The 23,618-nt window shown below is 60.4% G+C and carries 15 protein-coding genes; 13 read left to right on the top strand and 2 right to left on the bottom strand.

Annotated elements, in window-relative coordinates:
• Positions 1–5: 5 nt before the first annotated feature.
• From yaaA to CGA22_RS22990, 13 genes are all read left to right on the top strand, one after another.
• Positions 6–785, top strand: a complete 780-nt coding sequence (gene yaaA / locus CGA22_RS23050; RefSeq protein WP_041021616.1) for a peroxide stress protein YaaA — start codon at positions 6–8, stop codon at positions 783–785.
• 808 nt (positions 786–1,593) lie between these two features.
• Entirely contained in the window at positions 1,594–2,910 is a 1,317-nt protein-coding gene (locus CGA22_RS23045) for a nucleotide sugar dehydrogenase (protein ID WP_041021617.1), read from the top strand.
• 100 nt (positions 2,911–3,010) lie between these two features.
• Positions 3,011–4,492: a mannuronan synthase gene (gene alg8 / locus CGA22_RS23040; protein ID WP_370444489.1), complete on the top strand. Its 1,482-nt coding sequence runs from the start codon at positions 3,011–3,013 to the stop codon at positions 4,490–4,492.
• 35 nt (positions 4,493–4,527) lie between these two features.
• Complete coding sequence (locus tag CGA22_RS23035; RefSeq protein ID WP_041021619.1) at positions 4,528–5,697, top strand: alginate biosynthesis protein Alg44; 1,170 nt, start codon at positions 4,528–4,530, stop codon at positions 5,695–5,697.
• Between the two features lie 137 nt (positions 5,698–5,834).
• Positions 5,835–7,214: an alginate biosynthesis TPR repeat lipoprotein AlgK gene (gene algK / locus CGA22_RS23030; RefSeq protein ID WP_223194903.1), complete on the top strand. Its 1,380-nt coding sequence runs from the start codon at positions 5,835–5,837 to the stop codon at positions 7,212–7,214.
• Positions 7,215–7,219: 5 nt separating this feature from the next.
• Positions 7,220–8,704: an alginate export family protein gene (locus tag CGA22_RS23025; RefSeq protein ID WP_041021629.1), complete on the top strand. Its 1,485-nt coding sequence runs from the start codon at positions 7,220–7,222 to the stop codon at positions 8,702–8,704.
• A 26-nt stretch (positions 8,705–8,730) separates the two neighbouring features.
• Positions 8,731–10,320, top strand: a complete 1,590-nt coding sequence (algG, locus tag CGA22_RS23020) for a mannuronan 5-epimerase AlgG (protein ID WP_041021630.1) — start codon at positions 8,731–8,733, stop codon at positions 10,318–10,320.
• Between the two features lie 11 nt (positions 10,321–10,331).
• Positions 10,332–11,780 carry an alginate O-acetyltransferase gene (locus tag CGA22_RS23015; protein ID WP_041021621.1) on the top strand — a complete coding sequence of 483 codons (1,449 nt, stop codon included), beginning with the start codon at positions 10,332–10,334 and terminating at the stop codon, positions 11,778–11,780.
• A gap of 23 nt (positions 11,781–11,803) precedes the next feature.
• Positions 11,804–12,925 carry a mannuronate-specific alginate lyase gene (locus CGA22_RS23010; protein WP_041021631.1) on the top strand — a complete coding sequence of 374 codons (1,122 nt, stop codon included), beginning with the start codon at positions 11,804–11,806 and terminating at the stop codon, positions 12,923–12,925.
• 195 nt (positions 12,926–13,120) lie between these two features.
• Positions 13,121–14,686, top strand: a complete 1,566-nt coding sequence (locus CGA22_RS23005; RefSeq protein ID WP_041021622.1) for an MBOAT family O-acyltransferase — start codon at positions 13,121–13,123, stop codon at positions 14,684–14,686.
• Positions 14,687–14,697: 11 nt separating this feature from the next.
• Positions 14,698–15,873, top strand: coding sequence for an alginate O-acetyltransferase (locus CGA22_RS23000; RefSeq protein ID WP_041021623.1), 1,176 nt, complete (start codon positions 14,698–14,700; stop codon positions 15,871–15,873).
• 14 nt (positions 15,874–15,887) lie between these two features.
• Positions 15,888–16,553: an alginate O-acetyltransferase AlgF gene (locus CGA22_RS22995; RefSeq protein WP_041021624.1), complete on the top strand. Its 666-nt coding sequence runs from the start codon at positions 15,888–15,890 to the stop codon at positions 16,551–16,553.
• A 212-nt stretch (positions 16,554–16,765) separates the two neighbouring features.
• Positions 16,766–18,217 carry a mannose-1-phosphate guanylyltransferase/mannose-6-phosphate isomerase gene (locus CGA22_RS22990; RefSeq protein ID WP_041021625.1) on the top strand — a complete coding sequence of 484 codons (1,452 nt, stop codon included), beginning with the start codon at positions 16,766–16,768 and terminating at the stop codon, positions 18,215–18,217.
• Between the two features lie 101 nt (positions 18,218–18,318).
• On the opposite strand, the gene CGA22_RS22985 is transcribed toward CGA22_RS22990, so the two are convergent.
• On the bottom strand, positions 18,319–21,078 hold the full coding sequence (locus tag CGA22_RS22985) for an RHS repeat protein (protein ID WP_188258716.1): 2,760 nt from the start codon (positions 21,076–21,078) through the stop codon (positions 18,319–18,321).
• 108 nt (positions 21,079–21,186) lie between these two features.
• A partial coding sequence (locus CGA22_RS22980; RefSeq protein WP_188258715.1) for an RHS repeat domain-containing protein occupies positions 21,187–23,618 on the bottom strand: 2,432 nt, incomplete at its 5' end.

Below are 23,618 nucleotides of genomic sequence, written 5' to 3'. Positions count from 1 at the left end.
ATTGCATGCTGATGGTGATTTCCCCCGCCAAGACCCTCGATTACGAAACACCGCCGGCCACCGAACGCTTTACCCTGCCGCAGTACCTGGACCACTCCCAGGAACTGGTCGAGCAGTTGCGTGAATTCTCGCCGGCACAGATCAGCGAACTGATGCACGTCTCCGACAAGATCGGAGGCCTCAATGCTGCGCGATTCGGCAGTTGGACCCCGGCGTTCACCCCGGCCAATGCCAAGCAAGCCCTGCTGGCTTTCAAGGGTGATGTGTACACGGGTCTGGACGCACAGAGTTTCAGCGAGGCCGACTTCGATCATGCCCAACAGCATCTGCGCATGCTCTCCGGCCTTTACGGCCTGCTGCGGCCGCTGGACCTGATGCAGCCCTATCGCCTGGAAATGGGCACGAAGCTGGCCAATGCCCGAGGCAAGGATCTCTATGCATTCTGGGGCACCCGCATCAGCGAATGGTTGAACGAAGCCCTCGCCGATCAGGGCGATGACGTGCTGTTGAACCTGGCCTCCAACGAGTACTTCTCGGCGGTCAAGCGCAGCGCCTTGAACGCGCGCATCATCGATACCGAATTCAAGGACCTGAAGAACGGCCAGTACAAGATCATCAGTTTCTACGCTAAAAAAGCCCGCGGGCTGATGAGCCGGTTTGTCATTCAGGAACGCATCAACGATCCGGCCTTGCTCAAACAGTTCGATGTGCAAGGCTATCGTTACAGTGCCGAGCAATCCTCACCCGGAAAACTGGTTTTCCTGCGCGACCACGCCCCACAATAACGCAACACTCTTCCAGGCCCCTGATCAGGGGCCTCGATCAGCCCCAACAGGTCATTCAACTTCCCCACTCAATTCGCCACATTCTTGGCGTCAATATTTAAACCACCCCCTGTGCTAACTTTTCTTTCACTCGACAAATGTCAGTTTTTTCCGTAGTGGCACGGAAAATTTTCAACAGTAGTGGCAAAAAAACATCTAGGCCTCTTAACTCCCCGTAACTAAAGGGCGAAATAGCAAGTGCTATCAATATGAGAGCAGTGCCATCTCTGCCAATATTTCAAAAAATTTCCAAAATCGCGATGAGCGGGCAGGAACTATGTCCAAATGCACGGCTCATACCACCCGTAACGATTCTCGCCGAGCGTGTACGAGATAACTTACATGGGACGTCGACTGAAGTAACCAAGTTGTCACGACAACTAAGCGAAACGGTCGCTCTTATGGATCCAAGATGAAAGGACAGGAGATAAGGCACCATCGCTATCCCCTACAAGGCCAAGGCTGCGCCCCTATAACGTGCTCACCCGAGCACACAAGCTCCTGATTTTGTGGGCTTTTTGCCAGAAGTCAGAAGTGAACGACCTTTGCACGAACGTTCTGGACAACGAGGACTGGCTGCATAACAGGGCAGGTCATAACAAGAAGGCCGCATTGCGCACAACTTGAGTGCAATTATTTAGACACTCGGAACTTAGTATGCCTGCACACGGCACTGTGGCGCCTGCATTCCACACTTCCGAGTGCACTATGACCGCTGAACACTATTAACTCCGGCCATTTAATGGCGTGAAAAACAGAGGTAAATGCGATGCGCATTAGCATATTTGGTTTGGGTTACGTCGGTGCAGTATGTGCCGGTTGCCTGTCTGCACGGGGCCATGATGTGGTTGGCGTAGATGTCGCCAAAGACAAGATCGATATGATCAACGCCGGCAAATCGCCTATTGTTGAACCGGGTCTTGGGGAGTTGCTGGCTCAAGGTATTCAAACAGGTCGCCTGCGTGGCACCACCAACTTCGCGGAAGCCATTCGCGATACAGACCTGTCGATGATTTGCGTCGGCACGCCGAGCAAAAAGAACGGCGACCTGGAACTGAACTACATCGAGGCCGTCTGCCGCGAGATCGGTTTTGTCCTGCGCGAAAAGAGCACCCGCCACACTATCGTAGTGCGCAGCACCGTATTGCCGGGCACGGTCGCAAACGTTGTCATCCCGATCCTCGAAGACTGCTCCGGCAAAAAGGCCGGTGTCGACTTCGGTGTCGCGGTCAACCCTGAGTTCCTGCGTGAAAGCACCGCGATCAAGGACTACGACCAGCCACCGATGACCGTCATCGGCGAGTTCGATAAAGCCTCTGGCGACGTCCTGCAATCGCTGTACGAAGAACTCGATGCGCCGATCATCCGCAAGGACATCGCTGTCGCCGAGATGATCAAGTACACCTGCAACGTCTGGCACGCCACCAAGGTGACCTTCGCCAACGAGATCGGCAACATCGCCAAGGCCGTGGGCGTCGACGGTCGCGTCGTGATGGATGTGGTCTGCCAGGACAAGGCCCTCAACCTGTCCCAGTACTACATGCGTCCCGGCTTCGCCTTCGGCGGCTCGTGCCTGCCCAAGGACGTACGCGCCCTGACCTATCGCGCCAGCTCCCTGGACGTGGAAGCGCCGCTGCTCAACTCGCTGATGCGCAGCAACGAATCCCAGGTGCAGAACGCCTTCGACATCGTCTCCAGTCATGAAAAACGCAAAGTCGCCCTGCTGGGCCTGAGCTTCAAGGCCGGTACCGACGACCTGCGTGAAAGCCCACTGGTAGAACTGGCGGAAATGCTGATCGGCAAGGGCTACGACCTGCGCATCTACGATAGCAATGTCGAATACGCCCGTGTCCACGGCGCGAACAAGGATTACATCGAGTCGAAGATTCCTCACGTCTCGTCCTTGCTCAACTCCGACTTCGACTCGGTGATCGATAACTCCGACATCATCATTCTTGGCAACCGCGACGAGAAGTTCCGTGCGCTGACCGAGAACGTACCGGAAGGCAAACAGGTCATCGACCTGGTTGGGTTCATGGCCAAGGCCACTACACCGAATGGCCGGACCGAAGGTATCTGCTGGTAAGTCTGTTTGCCGGCCCGGGCCCGCCCCGGCCGGCCTTTCGCCTGCCTTAACCCATCGGGCCGCTCACAAAGCCCGCCCGAGATAGAGACGGATGCAGATTATGCACAGGCTAAAGCACGGCCTGCTTCAGGCCGCCGGTTGGCTGTTTTACTTGAGTTTATTGATGGGCATCGCCATGGCGTTGCCCACGTCCACGTTCGACTCCGAATCCAAGGATTTCATTTTCCTGATCGGCGCCGTGGGCATCTGGCGTTACTCCATGGGAGCAACGCATTTCGTGCGTGGCATGATCTTCCTGTACATCGTCTACCCGCATCTGCGTCGCAAGGTACGCAAGCTGGGCGCGGCGGCGGATCCTTCCCACGTCTACCTGATGGTCACCAGCTTCCGGATCGACGCGCTGACCACTGCCCAGGTCTACGGCTCGGTGATTCGCGAGGCCATCGACTGCGGGCTGCCCACCACCGTGGTCTGCTCCATCGTGGAAATGTCCGACGAACTGCTGGTCAAGAGCCTCTGGGCCCGCATGAACCCGCCAGAACGGGTCAAGCTGGACTTCGTGCGCATCCCGGGCACCGGCAAGCGTGACGGCCTGGCCTACGGTTTCCGCGCCATCTCCCGCCACTTGCCGGATGACCGTGCCGTGGTCGCCGTGATCGATGGCGACACCGTGCTCGCCGAAGGCGTCGTGCGCAAGACCGTGCCGTGGTTCCAGCTGTTCGGCAACGTCGGCGGCCTGACCACCAACGAATTCTGCGAAGTGCGCGGCGGCTACATCATGGCCGAATGGCACAAGCTGCGTTTCGCCCAGCGCCATATCAACATGTGCTCCATGGCCCTGTCCAAGCGCGTGTTGACCATGACCGGGCGCATGTCGGTGTTCCGCGCCACTGTGGTGACCAACCCGGACTTCATCGCCGACGTGGAAAGCGACTCGCTGCAACACTGGCGCCTGGGTCGTTTCAAGTTCCTGACCGGTGACGACAAGTCGAGCTGGTTCAGCCTGATGCGCCTGGGCTACGACACCTTCTACGTACCCGACGCGGCGATCAACACCGTTGAGCACCCGCCGGAAAAAAGCTTCATCAAGGCCAGTCGCAAGCTGATGTTCCGCTGGTACGGCAACAACCTGCGGCAGAACTCCCGGGCATTGGGCCTGGGCTTGAGACGTCTGGGCCTGTTTACCTCGGTGGTGCTGTTCGACCAACGCGTGTCGATGTGGACCTCGCTGCTGGGCCTGACCGTGGCACTGATCGCCAGCTTCAAGTACGGCACCGCGTTCATCCTGGTGTACCTGCTGTGGATCGGTATCACCCGGTTGATCCTGACCTTGTTGCTGTCGTGCTCCGGACACCGGATCGGCCCCGCTTACCCGGCGATTCTCTATTACAACCAGATCGTCGGCGCGATGGTGAAGATCTACGTGTTTTTCCGCCTCGATCAACAATCCTGGACCCGCCAACCCACTTCGCTTACCCGTGATCTCGCCAGCTTTCAACGTTGGTTCAACACCTGGTCGTCTCGGACCATGACCTTCTCTGCCGGCAGTATTTTCGTCGCCGTGCTGTTGACGATGGTCTGACCGAACTCGCCTGAATTAACTAGGAAATCGCCCCTATGAACACCGCCGTGAATGTCAACGTAGTGCATGAATCCGAAGCCCAGCGCCAACACGCCCGAGTGAAAATCCCGGCCAAGTTGCGCTTCTTCGGCCCCGACCGCACCCCCATGGAAGTCAAGGTCCTGGACTTGTCCGCTGGTGGCCTGAGCTTCAACGCCGGCCAGATGCCGCTCAAGGTGGGCGAGGCCTATAAGGGTCGCCTGCAATTCGTCATCGACAACCTTGGCCTGGCCATGGACGTGGAATTGCAGATCCGCTCCCACGAGCGCCAGACCGGCCGCACCGGTTGCCAGTTCCAGAACCTGGAGCCTCGGGATATCTCGACACTGCGTCACATCATCACCTCGCACCTGGCCGGCGACATCGTCGGCGTCGGTGATGTGCTGGCGACTCTGCAACGCGACAACTTCACCAAGGCGCGCAAGCAGAAGGATGAAAGCAGTGGCATGAGCGCCCTGGGTCGCCTGCGGGCCGTGACCTTCAGCCTGGGCGTATTCATCGTCGGCCTGGCGGCATTCGGGTTCATCTTCAAGTCGGTGTACGGCATGTACTTCGTCAGCCACGCCCAGGCTGGCCTGGTAAACGTACCGGGCATGGCAATCACCATGCCACGCGACGGTACTGTGCAGAGCCTGGTCAAGGCTGACGGCGTGGCCGCCAAAGGCGCCCCGCTGGCGACCTTCAGCACCAGCATGCTCGACGTGCTCAAGGGTCACCTGGATGACAACCAACTGCAACCGGCCAAGGTCGAGGAACTGTTCGGCAAACAGATGACCGGCACCCTGACCTCCCCTTGCGACTGCATCGTGGCCCAGCAATTGGTCGCCAACGGTCAATACGCCAGCAAGGGTGACGTGATCTTCCAACTGGTTCCGCGCGGCACCGAAGCCAACGTGGAAGCCCGCTTCTCCTATCGCCAGTTCGGCGAAGTGCGTCCAGGCACCGCGGTCAACTTCCAGGTCGCCGGCGAAGACATCACCCGCACCGGCAAGATCATCAGCAGCACCAGCCTGAAAAGCGAAGACCTGTCATCGGATATCCGCGTGCTGATCAAGCCCGACGAGCCCCTGGACAGCGCCCTGGCCGGTCGTCCCGTGGAAGTCAACAGTGACCGTGGTCCGAACCTGAACTGGCTGATCGAAAAAGCCATGGCTGTCGGTAAGTAAGCGGAGGACTGCCCGTGACGACTCCACAAAACAACAATGCGCTGCATTCCCTGTGGGAGCGAGCCTGCTCGCGATGGGATCAGCGCGGTGTGTCTGATGTATCGAGTGGCCTGCATCGCGAGCAGGCTCGCTCCCACATGGGAACCCTCAGTGCCATTGCGCTGGCAATCAGCCTGGCCGGTTGCGCCGGCCTGCCCGACCAGCGCCTGGCCAATGAGGCTCTCAAGCGTGGTGATACGACGCTGGCGCAGCAGAACTACCAGCAACTGGCCGACCTGGGCTACAGCGAGGCCCAGGTGGGTCTGGCCGATATCCAGGTGGACAGCCGCGATCCCGAGCAGATGAAAAAGGCCGAGGCCACTTACCGCGCCGCCGCCGATATCTCGCCACGGGCCCAGGCTCGCCTGGGTCGCCTGTTGGTGGCCAAGCCAGGTTCCACCGAGGCTGAAAAGCACGAAGCCGAAGGCCTGTTGAAAAAAGCCTTCGCCAACGGTGAAGGCAATACCCTGATCCCGCTGGCGATGCTGTACCTGCAATATCCCCACAGTTTCCCGAACGTCAACGCCCAGCAGCAGATCAGCCAGTGGCGCAGCGCCGGCTACCCGGAAGCGGGCCTGGCGCAGATTCTGCTCTATCGCACCCAGGGCACCTACGACCAGCACCTGGACGAAGTCGAGAAGGTCTGCAAGGCCGCATTGGCCACCACCGATATCTGCTACGTCGAACTGGCCACGGTCTATCAAAAGCGCGGCCAGCCGGAACAGCAGGCCGAGTTGCTCAAGCAGATGCAGGCTGGCCACGCCCGTGGCGTCGTATCCGCCCAGCGCGTAGACAGCGTCGCCCGTGTCCTGGCCGATGCCAGCCTGGGCAAGACTGACGAAAAAACCGCCCAGTCGTTGCTCGAAGGCATCGCCCCGGGCTACCCCGCTGCCTGGGTCAGCCTGGCGCAGTTGCTCTACGACTTCCCCGAACTGGGCGATGTCGACAAGATGATGCAATACCTGGAAAACGGCCGCGCCGCCGACCAGCCTCGCGCCGAGCTGCTGCTGGGCAAGCTGTACTACGAAGGCAAATGGGTGCCGGCCGACGCCAAGGCCGCCGAGGCACACTTCCAGAAAGCCGTCGGCCGCGAAGTGGCCGCCGATTACTACCTGGGCCAGATCTATCGCCGTGGCTATCTGGGCCAGGTGTACTCGCAAAAAGCCCTGGACCATCTGCTCAAGGCCGCCCGCAACGGCCAGAACAGCGCCGACTTCGCCATTGCCCAGTTGTTTTCCCAAGGCAAGGGCACCAAGCCCAACCCGGTCAACGCCTATGTGTTCAGCCAGTTGGCCAAGGCCCAGAACACCCCGCAAGCCATCGAGCTTGCCCAGACCCTCGAAGCACAATTACCGCCGGAGCAGCTTGCACAAGCCAAACGCCTGCTACAACAAGAGCAGGCCATTCGTGGCGTCATGAGCCCCGATACGCTGGAACTGCAAGCCCTAAAAGAAGATAACGGCGAGGAACAACTATGAAGTCTTTGAAATTCAATCCTTTTGTGCAGGCTGGAATTGGCCTGACATGCGCATTGATGTGGTCCTGCCCGACCCTGGCGGCCCTGACCGAAAGCAAGAATTTCGGCCTGGAAGTGAAGATCACCGGCCAATCCGAAGACGACCGTGACCTGGGCACCCAGAGCGGTGGCGACGTCAACGGCGTGGGCCTGGACCTGCGTCCGTGGATCTATGGTGAAAGCGGTAACTGGAGCGCCTACGCCATGGCCCAGGCCGTGACCTCCACCGACGTCATCGAGACCGACACCCTGCAACAGTCCGATGGCGCCAACCAGCAGACAGACAGCGGCGATCGCGAAGCCAAGAAAAACTACCTGGCCATGCGTGAATTCTGGATTGGCTACAGCGGCCTGACGCCTTACCCGGGCGAACAGTTGAAGTTCGGGCGCCAGCGCCTGCGCAACGACGACGGCCAATGGCGCGACACCAACATCGAAGCCCTGAACTGGACCTTCGACACCACGTTGCTGCGGGCCAACCTCGGCGTCGCCGAACGTTTCAGCGAATACCGCACCGACCTCAAGGAGCTGTCGCCCAAGGACAAGGATCGCCTGCACGTCTATGGCGATGTGGCGTACCAGTGGATGCCAGGCCAATGGGCCGGTATCCGTGCCCATCACACCCATGACAACGGCAGCCTCGATTACCCGACCCCGGGCGAACCCACCGATACCCTGGACAAGACCCAGAACGGTGACTTGACCTGGCTCGGCCTGGAAGCCAACAGCGACGCCTATAACTGGCGCAACACCAACACGGTCAACTACTGGGCGAGCCTCACCGGCATGACCGGCGACCGCGACACTGTCAACCCGCTCAACGCCGACGGCACGCGCCCTGCGCAAGCCAAGCGCAGCGAAGACCTGAACGGCTGGGCCACTGACCTGGGTATCCGCCTGCGCCTCGATCCGCAATGGCAAGTCGGTGCGACCTATGCCCGCGCCAGCGATGAATATCAACAGAACGGCCTGCAGAGCAACCGCTCGAATTTCACCGGCACCCGCTCGCGGGTCCACCGTTTCGGCGAAGCGTTCCGCGGCGAAATGGCCAACACCCAGAGCGCCAGCCTGTTCGGCTCCTGGCAGTTGCGCGACGAATACGACGCCAGCCTGGTGTACCACAAGTTCTGGCGTGTGGACGGCAACAAGCCGGTGGGCAGCAACGGCATCAACGCCGTGCAGAACAACACCGACGACGTGACCGGCGCCATCCTCTCCACCTCGACCCTGCCGCTGCGTGATGGCGACAAGGACCTGGGCCAGGAGGTCGACCTGGTGGTCACCAAGTACTTCAAGCAAGGACTGCTGCCGGCCGCACTGAGCCAGTCCATCGACGAGCCCTCGGCGCTGGTGCGCTTGCGTGGCGGCGTGTTCAAGCCAGGCGATGCCTACGGCAAGGAAGTCGACTCGTACATGCATCGCGCCTTCGTCGACGTGATCTGGCGCTTCTGATGCAAATGGCCATGGGAGTGCCCGAAATGAACCGCTACCTCAGGAACAGCCAGGCGATGAAAGGTTCGATCAGCCTGTTGGTCGCAGCGATGCTGCTGGCCGGCTCGCCGGCGTTCGCCAACGTTGAACCGGTGGTCAAGCCGGGCAACGTGGTCAAGGAACTGCAACGAGCCAAGACCTACACCGTCAACAGCGCGCCGACCGAGCCGCTGGAACTGGCCAAGCCGACCTTGCCCGACCTCAAAGGCTTCACCGCCGAAGCGGTCGCGGCCAAGATCGTGCGGACCAAACCCGGCAAGATCAGCGTGCGCCGGATGATGCAGGAAAACGCCTTGAAGGACTTCATCGGCGGTGACAACAAGATGGCCGAGTGGGTGGTGCGCCAGCATGGCATCCCGCAGGCCATCTTCATCGACGACGGCTACATGAACTTCAAGGACCTGGCCAAGAAGCTGCCCAAGTACGTCATCGAAACCTCGCCAGGTGTCTACCTGGCGAAGATTCCGATCGTGGTTGGCCAGAAAGGCATCCTGGAAATCGACAAACAGACCCAGGAACTGCGCCTGTCCCAGGAAGGCGGTTCGTTCCTGGTCAACGATGGCCGGATGTTCATCCGCGATACCAAGGTCACCGGCTGGCGCGAAAAGGACAATGGCCCCGCCACGTTCCGTTCGCCCAAGGAGTTCCGTCCGTTCCTGCTCGCGTGGGGCGGCACCGAGACCTACATCGTCAACACCAAGATGGCCAGCTTCGGCTACTCCAACAGTAAGTCGTATGGGGTGAGTATTTCCCAGTACACGCCGAACATGGCCAAGGTCCTCAAGCGCCCGGAACCGACCGGCTGGATCATCGGTTCCGAGTTCTCGGACATGTGGTACGGCTTCTACTGCTACGAGACGCGCGACTTCGTGGTCAAGGGCAACACCTACAAGGACAACATTGTCTACGGCATCGACCCCCACGACCGGTCTCATCGGCTGATCATCGCCGACAACACCGTCTACGGGACGAAGAAGAAGCACGGAATCATTATTTCCCGTGAGGTCAACGACAGCTTCATCTTCAACAACCGCAGTTACGACAACAAGCTCTCGGGTCTGGTGATCGACCGTAACAGCGTGAACAACATCATCGCCTACAACGAGATCTACAAGAACCACACCGACGGCATCACCCTCTACGAGAGTGCCGACAATCTGTTGTGGGCCAACCAAGTGATCAGCAACCAGCGTCACGGCATCCGGATTCGTAACAGCGTGAACATCCGCCTCTACGAAAACGTGGCCATGGCCAACGGCCTGACCGGCATCTATGGCCACATCAAGGACCTGTCCAACACCGACCGGGACATCAAGCTCGACCCGTTCGACGCCGAGGTCTCGCTGATCGTGGTCGGTGGCGAACTGGCCGCCAACGGCAGTGGCCCGCTGTCCATCGACTCGCCCCTGAGCGTCGAGCTGTATCGCGTGTCCATGCTCGCGCCGACCAAATCCAGCGGCATCAGCTTCACGGGAGTCCTGGGCGAACGCCAGGACGAAATTCTCGACCTGCTGGTGCGCCAGCAGAAAGCCGTGCTGATCGACCCCGTCGAAAGCCAGACCGAATTGCGGGATTGAGGATGACCTTTATGAACCCACTGATGATCAAACTCTTGGGCCTGTCTGCCCTGACTGCCGGCATTCTCGCCGCTGCAAGCGGCGCGCGCGCCGACGAAATCAAGGCGCCTGCGTTCACCGCAGAGCCGTGCTGCAACCTGTGTCCTGCCGCTCACGATGCGAAGAACTACACCACGCGCTACCAGCAGAACTTCACCACGCTGGTACAGGCCCAGGGCGACTGGCTGTTCCGGACCCAGGAAGACTTGCGCACCGAATTCAACACCACGCCGGCCGGCTACAAGCGCATGCAACAGCTGCACGATGCGTTCAAGAAGAAAGGCGTCGAGCTGGTCATCGTCTACCAGCCGACCCGGGGCCTGGTGAATCGCAACAAGCTCAATCCGCAGGAAAAAGCCAGTTTCGACTACGAAAAAGCCCTGGCCAACTACAAGACCATGCTCGGCCGTTTCGCACAGATGGGCTACGTGGTGCCGGACCTGTCGCCGCTGACCAACGAAAGCCTGCCCGAAACCCTGCCGGCCCACGATTTCTACTTCCGTGGCGACCAGCACTGGACGCCATACGGTGCTCAGCGCACAGCGAAGATCGTCGCCGAGAAGGTCAAGCAGATCCCGGCCTTCGCCGACATTCCCAAGCGTGAATTCGAGACCAAGAAGTCCGGCCGCATGGGCAAGACCGGCACCCTGCATAACATGGCCGGACAACTGTGCGGCACCAGCTACGCCATCCAATACATGGACCAGTTCACCACCGAGCCTAAAGGCGAGGCCGGTGACGGCGATCTGTTCGGCGATTCCGGCAACCCGCAGATCACCCTCGTGGGGACCAGTCACAGCGGCAAGAACTACAACTTCGCCGGTTTCCTGGAAGAAGCCATCGGCGCCGACATCCTCAACGTGGCCTTCCCCGGCGGCGGTTTCGAGGGCGCGATGATCCAGTACCTGGGCAGCGAAGAATTCCAGAAGAGCCCGCCGAAAATCCTGATCTGGGAATTCTCGCCGCTGTATCGCCTGGACCAGGAAACCATCTATCGCCAGATGATGGCGCTGCTGGACGACAACGGTTGTGAAGGCAAGCCGGCGCTGATGAGCAGCAAGACCGCCCTCAAGCCGGGCAAGAACGAATTGATGGTCAATAGCAAGAACATGGATCTGCGTAACAGCAGTCACCAGGTCGATATCCGTTTCGCCGATACCTCGGTGAAAACGTTGCAAGCCACCCTCTGGTACATGAATGGGCGCCACGAGGATATCAAGATCGAAAAACCGAATACCTCGGACACCGACGGACGTTTCGCCTTCCAGTTGCGCACCGATGAGGACTGGGCTTCGCAGAACCTGCTTGCCGTTGAAGTCCAGGGCCCCGAAGCCGGTGCGGCACCGCAACAAGTGGAAGCGAAAATCTGCAAACGCAATGTCTCTCCGCAAGCCGAACAAACGGCTCAAATCGGACAATGAGGTCTCGCTTTATGACCAGGAACATGCGCAACCGAACCTTGAAAACGCTGCTGGCGCCGTCCCTGCTGACCCTGGCGATGTTCGCCGGGGCCACCCAGGCCGCGGCCCCGCTACGCCCGCCACAGGGTTACTTCGCACCGATCGAAAAGGCCAAGGCCGGCGACTCCGGCCAAGGCTGCGACGCCGTACCGGCGCCTTACACCGGCTCCCTGCAGTTCCGCAGCAAGTACGAGGGCTCGGACAAGGCCCGGGCGACGTTGAACGTGCAATCGGAAAAAGCCTTTCGCGACAGCACCGCCGACATCACCAAGATCGAGCGCGGCGTCAGCAAGCAAGTGATGCAGTTCATGCGCGACGGCCGTCCCGAGCAACTGGATTGCACCCTGAACTGGCTGACCACCTGGGCGAAAGCCGATGCGCTGATGTCCAAGGACTTCAACCACACCGGCAAGTCCATGCGCAAATGGGCCTTGGGCAGCATGGCTTCGGCCTATGTGCGCCTGAAATTCTCCGACTCTCATCCGTTGGCGAACCATCAGGAACAGGCGCAACTGATCGAAAGCTGGTTCAGCAAGATGGCCGATCAGGTGGTCAGCGACTGGGACAACCTGCCGCTGGACAAGACCAACAACCACTCCTACTGGGCCGCCTGGTCGGTGATGGCCACTTCGGTCGCGACCAACCGCCGCGACCTGTTCGACTGGGCCGTCAAGGAATACAAGGTCGGCGTCAACCAGATCGATGCCGACGGCTTCCTGCCCAACGAACTCAAGCGCAAGCAACGGGCCCTTTCCTATCACAACTATGCCCTGCCGCCATTGGCGATGATCGCCAGTTTCGCCCAGGTCAACGGTGTGGATCTGCGCCAGGAAAACAACGGCGCCCTCAAGCGCCTGGGTGACCGGGTGCTGGCCGGGGTGAAAGACCCGGAGATCTTCGAGAAGAAGAACGGCGAAGAGCAGGACATGAAGGACCTGAAGGTCGATTCGAAGTTTGCCTGGCTCGAACCGTTCTGCAGCCTCTACACCTGCTCCGGCGATGTGCTGGAGCGCAAACATGAAATGCAACCGTTCAAGACCTTCCGCCTCGGCGGGGACTTGACCCGGGTCTACGACCCAGCCAACGAAAAAGGCAAAGGAAGCTGATTCACCGCTGATCGTTCCCACGCTCTGCGTGGGAATGCAGCCGGGGGACGCTCTGCGTTCCCAAAAGCCGAACGCGGAGCGTCCGTAGAGGCATTCCCACGCAGAGCGTGGGAACGATCGTAACCGCCCTTTTTCACTGGGGGGGTTTGGGGGGGCTCTGGCCCTTGACTGTTGATTCAACATGGAGAGATCGGGATGGTATTTTCATCCAACGTGTTCCTGTTCCTGTTCCTGCCGATCTTTCTCGGCTTGTACTACTTGAGCGGGCAACGCTATCGCAACCTGCTGCTGCTGATCGCCAGCTATGTGTTCTATGCCTGGTGGCGGGTGGACTTCCTCGCGCTGTTCGCCGCCGTGACCCTGTGGAACTACTGGATCGGCCTGAAAGTCGGGGCCGCCGGCGTGCGCACCAAGCCGGCCCAGCGCTGGCTATTGCTCGGCGTGGCGGTGGACCTGTGCATCCTGGGCTACTTCAAGTACGCCAACTTCGGGGTGGACAGCCTCAACGCGATCATGACCAGCTTCGGTCTCGAACCCTTCATCCTGACCCACGTGCTGTTGCCGATCGGGATCTCGTTCTACATCTTCGAGTCCATCAGCTACATCATCGACGTCTATCGCGGCGACACCCCGGCGACCCGCAACCTGATCGACTTCGCAGCGTTCGTGGCGATCTTCCCGCACCTGATTGCCGGCCCCGTACTGCGTTTCCGTGACCTGGCCGACCAGTTCAACAACCGCACCCACACCCTGGACAAGTTCTCCGAAGGCTGCACGCGCTTCATGCAGGGCTTCATCAAGAAAGTGTTCATCGCCGACACCCTGGCGGTGGTGGCCGATCATTGCTTCGCCCTGCAGAACCCGACCACCGGCGATGCCTGGCTCGGTGCCCTGGCTTACACCGCACAGCTGTACTTCGACTTCTCCGGCTACAGCGACATGGCCATCGGCCTGGGCCTGATGATGGGTTTCCGTTTCATGGAAAACTTCAAGCAGCCCTACATCAGCCAGTCCATCACCGAGTTCTGGCGGCGCTGGCACATCAGCCTGTCGACCTGGCTGCGCGACTACCTCTACATCACCCTGGGCGGTAACCGCAAAGGCACGTTGATGACCTATCGCAACCTGTTCCTGACCATGCTGCTCGGTGGTCTGTGGCACGGCGCGAACATCACCTACGTGATCTGGGGCGCCTGGCACGGTATCTGGCTGGCCATTGAAAAAGCCGTGGGCATCAACACCACCCCACGCAGCCTCAACCCGATCCGCTGGGCGCTGACCTTCCTTCTGGTAGTGATGGGCTGGGTGATCTTCCGTGCCGAGAACCTGCATGTGGCCGGTCGCATGTACGGCGCCATGTTCAGCTTCGGCGACTGGTCGCTGTCGGAACTGACCCGCGCCAACCTCACCGGGCTGCAAATCGCCACGCTGGTGGTGGCCTACATAACCCTTGCCTTCTTCGGCCTGCGGGACTTCTACACCAACCGTCCGCCGGTCAAGACCAAGCCCGAGGTCAGCACCGAAGCCAATGGCCCGGCCACTGCACAACCAGGGCTGATCAAGGCCGTACCGGGCGACAACCCGGCGCAGATCCACGAACCGGGCTACACCGTGGGCGTCGAAGCCCAAGTGCAACCGGCCTACTGGGTTGCCGACTGGCCGCGTTATGTCATGCGTGCGTTGGTGCTGCTGCTGTTCATCGCTTCGATTCTCAAACTCTCGGCGCAAAGCTTCTCGCCGTTCCTTTACTTCCAGTTCTGAGGGATCTGAACATGACCCGCTCATTACGCATCTTTTACATCGCACTGTTCCTACTGATCCTCGCGGTCCTGGGCCTGTGGTCGATGCGCAGTTTCTTCGGCTTCAGCACCAACCCCGATGCCACCGTGCTCAACGGGCGCTGGACCAAGGCTGTCGAAACCCACTACGACGACCAGTTCCCGATCAAGCGCCTGGGCACCAACATCTGGGCCGCGCTGGACTACAAGCTGTTCAACGAGGGCCGCAAAGGCGTGGTCCTGGGCCGCGACCAGTGGTTGTACAGCGACGAAGAGTTCAACCCGATCGTCAATGAAGAACTGAACCTGCAAGGCAACTACGCGCTGGTCGAAGGCGTGCGCCAGAAACTCAAGGAACAGGGCATCACCCTGGTGATGGCGATCGTGCCGGCCAAGGCGCGGCTGTATCCGGAGCACTTGGGTGAAGTGAAGCCAGCCAGCATTCACGCCAATCTCTACCAGGACTTCCATGCCCGCGTCGCGGCCGACAAGATCCTCGCCCCTGACCTGCTCGGCCCGCTGCAACAGGCCAAGCAGAGCGGCCAGCAGGTATTCCTGCGTACCGACACCCACTGGACCCCGGAAGGCGCCCAGGTCGCCGCCGAAAACATCGCCAAGGCCATTGCCGAACGCGCGCCCCTCAACGGCGAGCCGCAACGCTTCGTCACCGAGCCTGCGGAAAAGATCATCCACAAGGGTGACCTGCGCCAGTTCCTGCCCCTGGACCCGCTGTTCGAAAACCTGATGCCGGCCCAGGAGCCACTGGTCAAGCGCAATACCCGCGAGGCCGACGACCAGCCGGCCGGCGACGACGCGCTGTTTGCCGACGCCCAGGTTCCCGTGGCCCTGATCGGCACCAGCTACAGCGCCAACCCCAACTGGAACTTCGTCGGTGCGCTCAAGCAAGCCCTGCACAGCGACGTCGTGAACTACGCCGAAGACGGCCATGGCCCGATTCTGCCGATGCTCAGCTACCTCAAGAGCGACGCTTTCAAGAACAGCCCGCCACAAGTGCTGATCTGGGAGTTTCCTGAACGTTATCTGCCCGTGAACAACGAAATCGGCGACGCCGACCCGCAGTGGGTCGCAGAACTCAAACAAGCCGGTGCGCGCCAACAGAACGTTGCCGCCAACACTCAATCCGAGACGCCCGACCGGGCGCAAAACTGAAAGAGAGGTCCACCATGACTTTCAACACTACTCCTCGCCGTCTCGCTGCTCGTTCCTTCAAGGCCGTTGCCCTGGTTGCCAGCATGAGCGCCCTTTCCTTCTCCGCCTTTGCCGGTGACTCGGCGCTGTACGGCCCGGTCGCACCAAAAGGCTCGAGCTTCGTGCGCATCTACAACGCCAGCAACAGCGAAGTCAGCGCCACCGTCGGCAGCACCAACCTCAACGACGTCGCCCCATTGGCCAGCAGCGACTTCAGCTTCATGCCCGGCGGCGACTACAGCGCCAAGGTCGGCAGCCAGACCGTTCCGGTCAAACTGGCTCCCGATCACTACTACACCCTGGTCAACAACGCGACCGGCCAGCCGCAACTGATCGAAGAACCACCGTTCAAGAACAAACAGAAATCCCTGGTGCGGGTGCAGAACCTCACCGACAAGGCACTGACCCTCAAGACCGCCGACGGCAAGACCGACGTGGTGCCGAACGTGGCGGCCAAGGGCCGTGGCGAACGTGAAATCAACCCGGTGAAAGTCAGCCTGGCGCTGTTCGAAGGCGACAAGAAAGTCGGCGACCTCAAGCCCGTGGCCCTGGAGCGCGGCGAAGCGGCCGTGCTTTACGTCACCGGCTCCGGAAGCAGCTTGTCGCCGGTCTGGGTAAAGCGTCCAGTGTCAACTCGCTGACGGATTCACTCGACTGACGCCCCCTGTGGGAGCGAGCCTGCTCGCGATTGCGGTAGGACATTCAGCAACGATGTCCACTGACACTCAGCCTTCGCGAGCAAGCCCGCCTCCCACACTGACCCGGGACGTCATTCGAGTACGGAATAAAAACAAGAGTGAAACGACAGAACGCAGTAGCTCTATAACCATTACGCTTCAAAGGAGTAACACACATGATTCCGGTGATCTTGTCAGGTGGTAGCGGCTCACGTCTTTGGCCGCTTTCGCGCAAGCAATTCCCTAAACAGTTCCTGGCCCTGACCGGCGAACACACCCTGTTCCAGCAGACCCTCGAACGCCTGGTGTTCGAAGGCATGGATACGCCGATCGTGGTCTGCAACAAAGACCACCGTTTCATCGTCAACGAGCAGTTGAACAATCGTAACCTCGAAGCCCAGCGCATCCTGATGGAACCGTTCGGCCGCAACACTGCGCCAGCCGTGGCGCTGACCGCGATGATGCTGGTCAACGAAGGTCGCGACGAGTTGATGCTGGTGCTGCCGGCCGACCACGTGATCGAAGACCAGAAAGCCCTGCAACGTGCCCTGGCCCTGGCCACCGTGGCCGCCGAGCGTGGCGAAATGGTGCTGTTCGGCGTACCGGCCACCAAACCGGAAACCGGCTACGGCTACATCAAGTCGACCAACGACGCGCTGCTGCCTGAAGGCGTGAGCCGTGTCTCGCACTTCGTCGAAAAACCCGACGTCAAGCGCGCCACCGAGTTCGTCGAGGCCGGCGGCTACTTCTGGAACAGCGGCATGTTCCTGTTCCGCGCCAGCCGTTTCCTCGAAGAGCTGAAAAAGCACGATCCGGATATCTACGACACCTGCCTGCTGACCCTGGAGCGTAGCGAGCAGACCGCGGACACCATCACCTTCGACGAAGCCACCTTCGCCTGCTGCCCGGATAACTCCATCGACTACGCCGTGATGGAAAAGACCCAACGCGCCTGCGTCGTGCCGCTGTCGGCCGGTTGGAGCGATGTCGGCTGCTGGGCGTCGTTGTGGGAAGTCAATCCCAAGGATGCCGACGGCAACGTCACCAAGGGCGACGTGGTGATCCAGGACAGCCGCAACTGCATGATCCATGGCAACGGCAAGCTGGTGTCGGTGATCGGCCTGGAAAACATCGTGGTGGTCGAAACCAAGGACGCCATGATGATTGCCCACAAGGACAAGGTCCAAGACGTCAAGAAGATGGTCAACACCCTCAATGCCCAGGGTCGCACCGAAACCCAGAACCACTGCGAAGTCTATCGTCCGTGGGGCTCGTATGACTCGGTGGACATGGGCGGGCGTTTCCAGGTCAAGCACATCTCGGTCAAGCCGGGTGCGTGCCTGTCCTTGCAGATGCACCACCACCGCGCCGAACACTGGATCGTGGTCAGCGGCACCGCTGAAGTGACCTGCGACGAGAACGTGTTCCTGCTCACCGAAAACCAGTCGACCTACATCCCGATCGCGTCGGTTCACCGCCTGCGCAACCCGGGCAAGATCCCGCTGGAAATCATCGAAGTGCAGTCCGGCAGCTACCTGGGCGAAGACGACATCGAGCGCTTCGAAGACATCTACGGTCGCTCCACCCCGATCGAACGCGGCGTGTCGGTGAAGACCATCGCGCAGTAACGATCAGCGAAACAAGAAGCCCCCATCCAGCCCACTGCGTCCCCTATCCGCAGCGGGTTGGGTGGGGGCTTTTTTAGTTTCTTCTTTCGCATCCCTGATATTTATTTGGAGACTGAGCGGGGCAGCATTTTCGCCTTGATTATGTATCGATGCGCCACTCCGAATCGCTCTGCATTATTCATATAGGACTTTCCTTTTGGAATGTAATGCAAGGAGACTATTTGAATTCTGTTATGTAGCGGAAACGTTACTTCGCCCTCAGATGCATACAACCCCTCAGAGACCCCTGCATGTCCAGGTTCCAACTGAAAGTGCCACATTATTGATTTACCGGACACGTAACCCATTCCGGGGTCTTTTGCCGTTGACATTATAAGTTGAGAGCGAATCTCCAAATTTATTGTTTCTTCTATCGCACTATCCCCTCCCCTCTTTGCAAAGGTCGCGAGCCATGGATAGCTTTTCAATATAGCCGGCGAGTCTCCGCGGAATACCTCCTTTACCTCTGCTCGACGATACGTAGACCATTCTGCATCTATTTCTCTGAGCACGCCTTGAACCTCCAAGGCCTTTTCATAATCTATGCTTCTGGCGGGCGGAATCATATTACGCCCGGTTTCACGCCATACATCTACAAACATCTCCATATCAAAAATCGAACTGTAATGCTCAATATTCAGCTTCTGCAGAGTAATTGAGAACGAAGAGTAGTAAGGGTACTCACCCCCCTGTTGCTTATATAATGCCGGGTCTTTTTTAATGACCCATTTTTTTTGGATGGGTTGCTGGGAACCAGCTCCAGGAGGGGGCGGCGGACCGCCCATGGGTGGAGGAGGCATGGGGGGGCCTCTCATTCCAGGGGGCGGAGGGGGTGCAGCGCCTGTGGGTATCCTGCCATCGGTGTCGAACAGGGTGAGCGGGTTGTTGCGGACCATCCGATAGAAATTCAGCCCATCAATCGCCCAGTCTGGATCCGGACTGGCCCAACGCTGCAACCACGGCACATAGAACCGGTAGCCGTAGTAGTAAAGCCCCGTCGCATCCCGCTCCTTGCCCGAATAGCGGGCCGTCTTGTAGCTGACCTCGATCACATCGTCCCCGGCCAGAAACGCCGTTTCACCGAAGGGGTAGAAGTGTTCCTGGCTGATGATTCGCCCGTCCTGGTCAAGCTCCAGGCTGATCGAGCCCAGGTGCTCGGCAACACCGTAGCGATAGCGGTCGTTCGCGCCTGAGGGCGGTGGACTGTCCCAGTGCAAGACCCGCACGCTGTTGAGCCCGCCCTGGGCGGTGATGACCTGCAATGACTCCCCGGTGCCGCTGTCGACGCGCAGTTCCAGTCCCGGCAGATAACGGACCTCGGCGGCCAGGGTCCGCGCTCCGGTGTGCAGTGTGCGCAGCTTGCGCACCCGCTGGCCGTCGCCATCGTAGACATAGGCCTCGCGGTCATTGAGCCCCGATTCGCGCTCGATCGGCGTGACCGAGCACAGCTGGTTGCGCAGGTCCCAGGCCAGGGTCCGGCGGCTCTCCAACGCCAGGCAGTTACCTCGCGCATCGAACGCCGCGGCGATCTCCTCTTCGGTCGGCGGCACGCCGTCACGGTACGGCAGGCAACGATTGCTGTAGCGCGCCGCTTGCAACTGGCGACCATGGTTCTGCGCCCCGACGTGGATCAGTTCCAGCAGGTTACCGCCGGCGTCGTAGCGGTAGGTTTGTCGGTAGTTGCTGAGCGCAGCCGGATCGACGCGCCCCACAGAGTCGGGCCCCTGATTCGGGCCGCCCGCCTCCCATCCCGTGGCCTCGATCAGTTGATAGAGACTGTTGTAACGAAAACGACTGGTCGGGTCGATGCGCTGGTTGGCGAAGTACCGCACCGGCAGGGCCTTGTCCTCGATCCCCAGCACGTTGCCCATGGGGTCGTAGGTGTAGACCAGGTGTTGCAGCGACTGGCCGGCCCGCCGGACATGGCGTTCCATCAGCCATCCATTTTCAGGGGCGTAAGTGAGCGTGGTCTGCACGTCGTTGCCGGCCATTTCCCGTTCGATCTGGCCTTGGGCGTTGTAGTCGATCTCGCTCACCAGCGATTGCCATTGGCTCTGGCCCTGCAGCAGCAATTGGCTGCTGGACAGCCGGCCATCGCGGGTCATGACCTGGCGCTGCCGATTGCCCTTGGCGTCGATCTGCTCCAGCACATCCCCCAGCGAACCGAGACGCCACGTCGACAGCGCACCGTCGCCAAGCTCGAGCAGGGATTCGCGATCGGCTTCCGAGGCCGGCCAGTCCGGGGTGGCGCCATCCAGGCAGAACCGTCGGTTCAGGACCAGGTTCTGGCCGGTCAGGGCAAAGGACGCCAGCAGCAAAGTGCCCGCCGGGTCATCATGACGAATCAATTGTCCGTATTGATTGAAGGCCTGCTGGCCCTGGCCTGGCGCGCCATATTGCATACGCTCGACACAGGTGCGCGGTTGTCCGCGACCTTGCTCGAACACCGCCACCGGACGGAGCAAGTCGTCGAAGGCCACGTCGCGCTGCGTGCCCCGGCCATCCCAGCCCTGCCGGCTTTCACTGGCGAGCCCAGGCAGGTCGAGCTGCCAACCCGCATCGACACTGCTCGCCAGCAGCACGTCACCGGACAGCGCATACACCGTCGAAAGATTGGCCGGGGTCGCCCCATCGTCCTGTTGCAGGGCCCACAGGCGCGGGTCCCATTGCTTGACCGCGCGTCCGCCAATGTCGAAAAGGCTGCGGTTGATCCGCGATTGCGCAGGCTCCCGCTCCAGCGCACGACAGTAATCGACCGAACGGACCGGAAAGGACCTGGGATCCACCGCAATCAACCTCGGTGTACCGTGATCCATGTTCATGCCTTGGCCTCCTGAGAGTCGTGCGATCTGGCCGACATCTAACAAGGAGCCCCCCCTGGTGGCTACTGTCAGAGATAACAGTGACGACCGATGGAGCAGGAGATTGAATCAGGCGGCCATTCTTCCGACTCTGGGGACCGCGACTTTCTTCTGCCACGCCTGGACTTTAATCGAGCCGGGTAGCTTGATCTCCAGGCTGCCCCCGAATGCCCGATCAATCGTGTCGAGCAGCGCGCGTGCATCCATTCTTCCCACTTGCACGGGAGAGATTCCCGAGTTGCCCAACAGCAGGGCCTTCAGGTCTTTCAGACGACCTTTCACCATCGGAACGTTTTCCAACTTTGCAGAATGCTTGGGGTCCAGCACATCCGGCGACGCAAAAAACTCGACCTCCGCAAAGCCCGCTCCCAGTGCAGCCTCCAATGCCTTGTCGTCCTCAAGGTCATATTCGGCATAGTGGGTCATGCCCTGAAGAAACCTGCGTTCATTGACCTCGCCATCCACGGCCAGGAGGAAGAAGGTGAATGCGCTGTTTCCCGCTTTGGTCCAGTCCTTCTCATTGGTATTGCCGCCCTTGGCGCCCAGGGTTTTCACCTTTCTATGGACCAACGCAAAGTTTGATGCAATCTCCATGAAGGGCGGCGCCTCGCCCTTGTCCCCCACCGTGTAGTGCCTCAAGGTGAAACGCTTGCCTTCGGTCTTCGCGAGCACCGACGGTGGTGCTTTGTTGGTTTTGAAGTTCAGTGCGTTCTGGGTAATCTCGGCCATCATCTTGAAAGGCAACTGCCGGTCCGTATCGCTGTAACCCTCTTTGTAAGCATCATAAATGCCAGCCGCGGTGGTTAACGACGAGTTCGAGTGCGGCTCTTCACCCTGCTCGTCAAAAAACGTCAGCGGGTTGTTGCGGACCATCCGATAGAAGTTCAGCCCATCAATCGCCCAGGCCGGATCCGGACTGGCCCAACGCTGCAACCACGGCACATAGAACCGGTAGCCGTAGTAGTAAAATCCTGTCGCATCCCGCTCCTTGCCCGAATAACGGACCGTCTTGTAGCCGACCTCGATCACATCGTCCCCGGCCAGGAACGCCGTTTCACCGAAGGGGTAGAAGTGTTCCTGGCTGATGATTCGCCCGTCATGGTCAAGCTCCAGGCTGATCGAGCCCAGGTGCTCGGCAACACCGTAGCGATAGCGGTCATTCGCGCCTGAGGGCGGTGGGCTGTCCCAGTGCAAGACCCGCACGCTGTTGAGCCCGCCCTGGGCGGTGATGACCTGCAATGACTCCCCGGTGCCGCTGTCGGCACGCAGCTCCAACCCCGGCAGATAGCGGACCTCGGCAGCCAGGGTCCGCGCCCCGGTGTGCAACGTGCGCAGCTTGCGCACCCGCTGACCGCCGCCATCGTAGACATAGGCCTCGCGGTCATTGAGCCCCGACTCGCGCTCGATCGGCGTGACCGAGCACAGCTGGTTGCGCAGGTCCCAGGCCAGGGTCCGGCTGCTCTCCAACGCCAGGCAGTTACCTCGCGCATCGAACGCCGCGGCGATCTCCTCTTCTGTCGGCGGCACGCCGTCACGGTACGGCAGGCAACGATTGCTGTAGCGCGCCGCTTGCAACTGGCGACCATGGTTCTGCGCCCCTACATGGGTCAGTTCCAGCAGATTGCCGCCGGCGTCGTAGCGGTAGGTTTGTCGGTAGTTGCTGAGCGCAGCCGGATCGACGCGTCCCACAGAGTCGGGCCCCTGATTCGGGCCGCCCGCCTCCCATCCCGTGGCCTCGATCAGTTGATAGAGACTGTTGTAACGAAAACGACTGACCGGGTCGATGCGCTGGTTGGCGAAGTAGCGCACCGGCAGGGCCTTGTCCTCGATCCCCAGCACGTTGCCCATGGGGTCGTAGGTGTAGACCAGGTGTTGCAGCGACTGGCCGGCCCGCCGGACATGGCGTTCCATCAGCCATCCGTCTTCAGGGGCGTAAGTGAGCGTGGTCTGCACGTCGTTGCCGGCCATTTCCCGTTCGATCTGGCCTTGGGCGTTGTAGTCGATCTCGCTCACCAGCGATTGCCATTGGCTCTGGCCCTGCAGCAGCAATTGGCTGCTGGACAGCCGGCCATCGCGGGTCATGACCTGGCGCTGCCGATTGCCCTTGGCGTCGATCTGCTCCAGCACATCCCCCAGCGAACCGAGACGCCACGTCGACAGCGCACCGTCGCCAAGCTCGAGCAGGGATTCGCGATCGGCTTCCGAGGCCGGCCAGTCCGGGGTGGCGCCATCCAGGCAGAACCGTCGGTTCAGGACCAGGTTCTGGCCGGTCAGGGCAAAGGACGCCAGCAGCAAAGTGCCCGCCGGGTCATCATGACGAATCAATTGTCCGTATTGATTGAAGGCCTGCTGGCCCTGGCCTGGCGCGCCATATTGCATACGCTCGACACAGGTGCGCGGTTGTCCGCGACCTTGCTCGAACACCGCCACCGGACGGAGCAAGTCGTCGAAGGCCACGTCGCGCTGCGTGCCCCGGCCATCCCAGCCCTGCCGGCTTTCAC

The organism is Pseudomonas sp. PSB18, from assembly GCF_014596565.1.
GTDB lineage: Bacteria > Pseudomonadota > Gammaproteobacteria > Pseudomonadales > Pseudomonadaceae > Aquipseudomonas.
The sequence above is the reverse complement of the archived record's forward strand: the minus strand, read 5'-3'. Positions and strand labels throughout refer to the sequence as shown.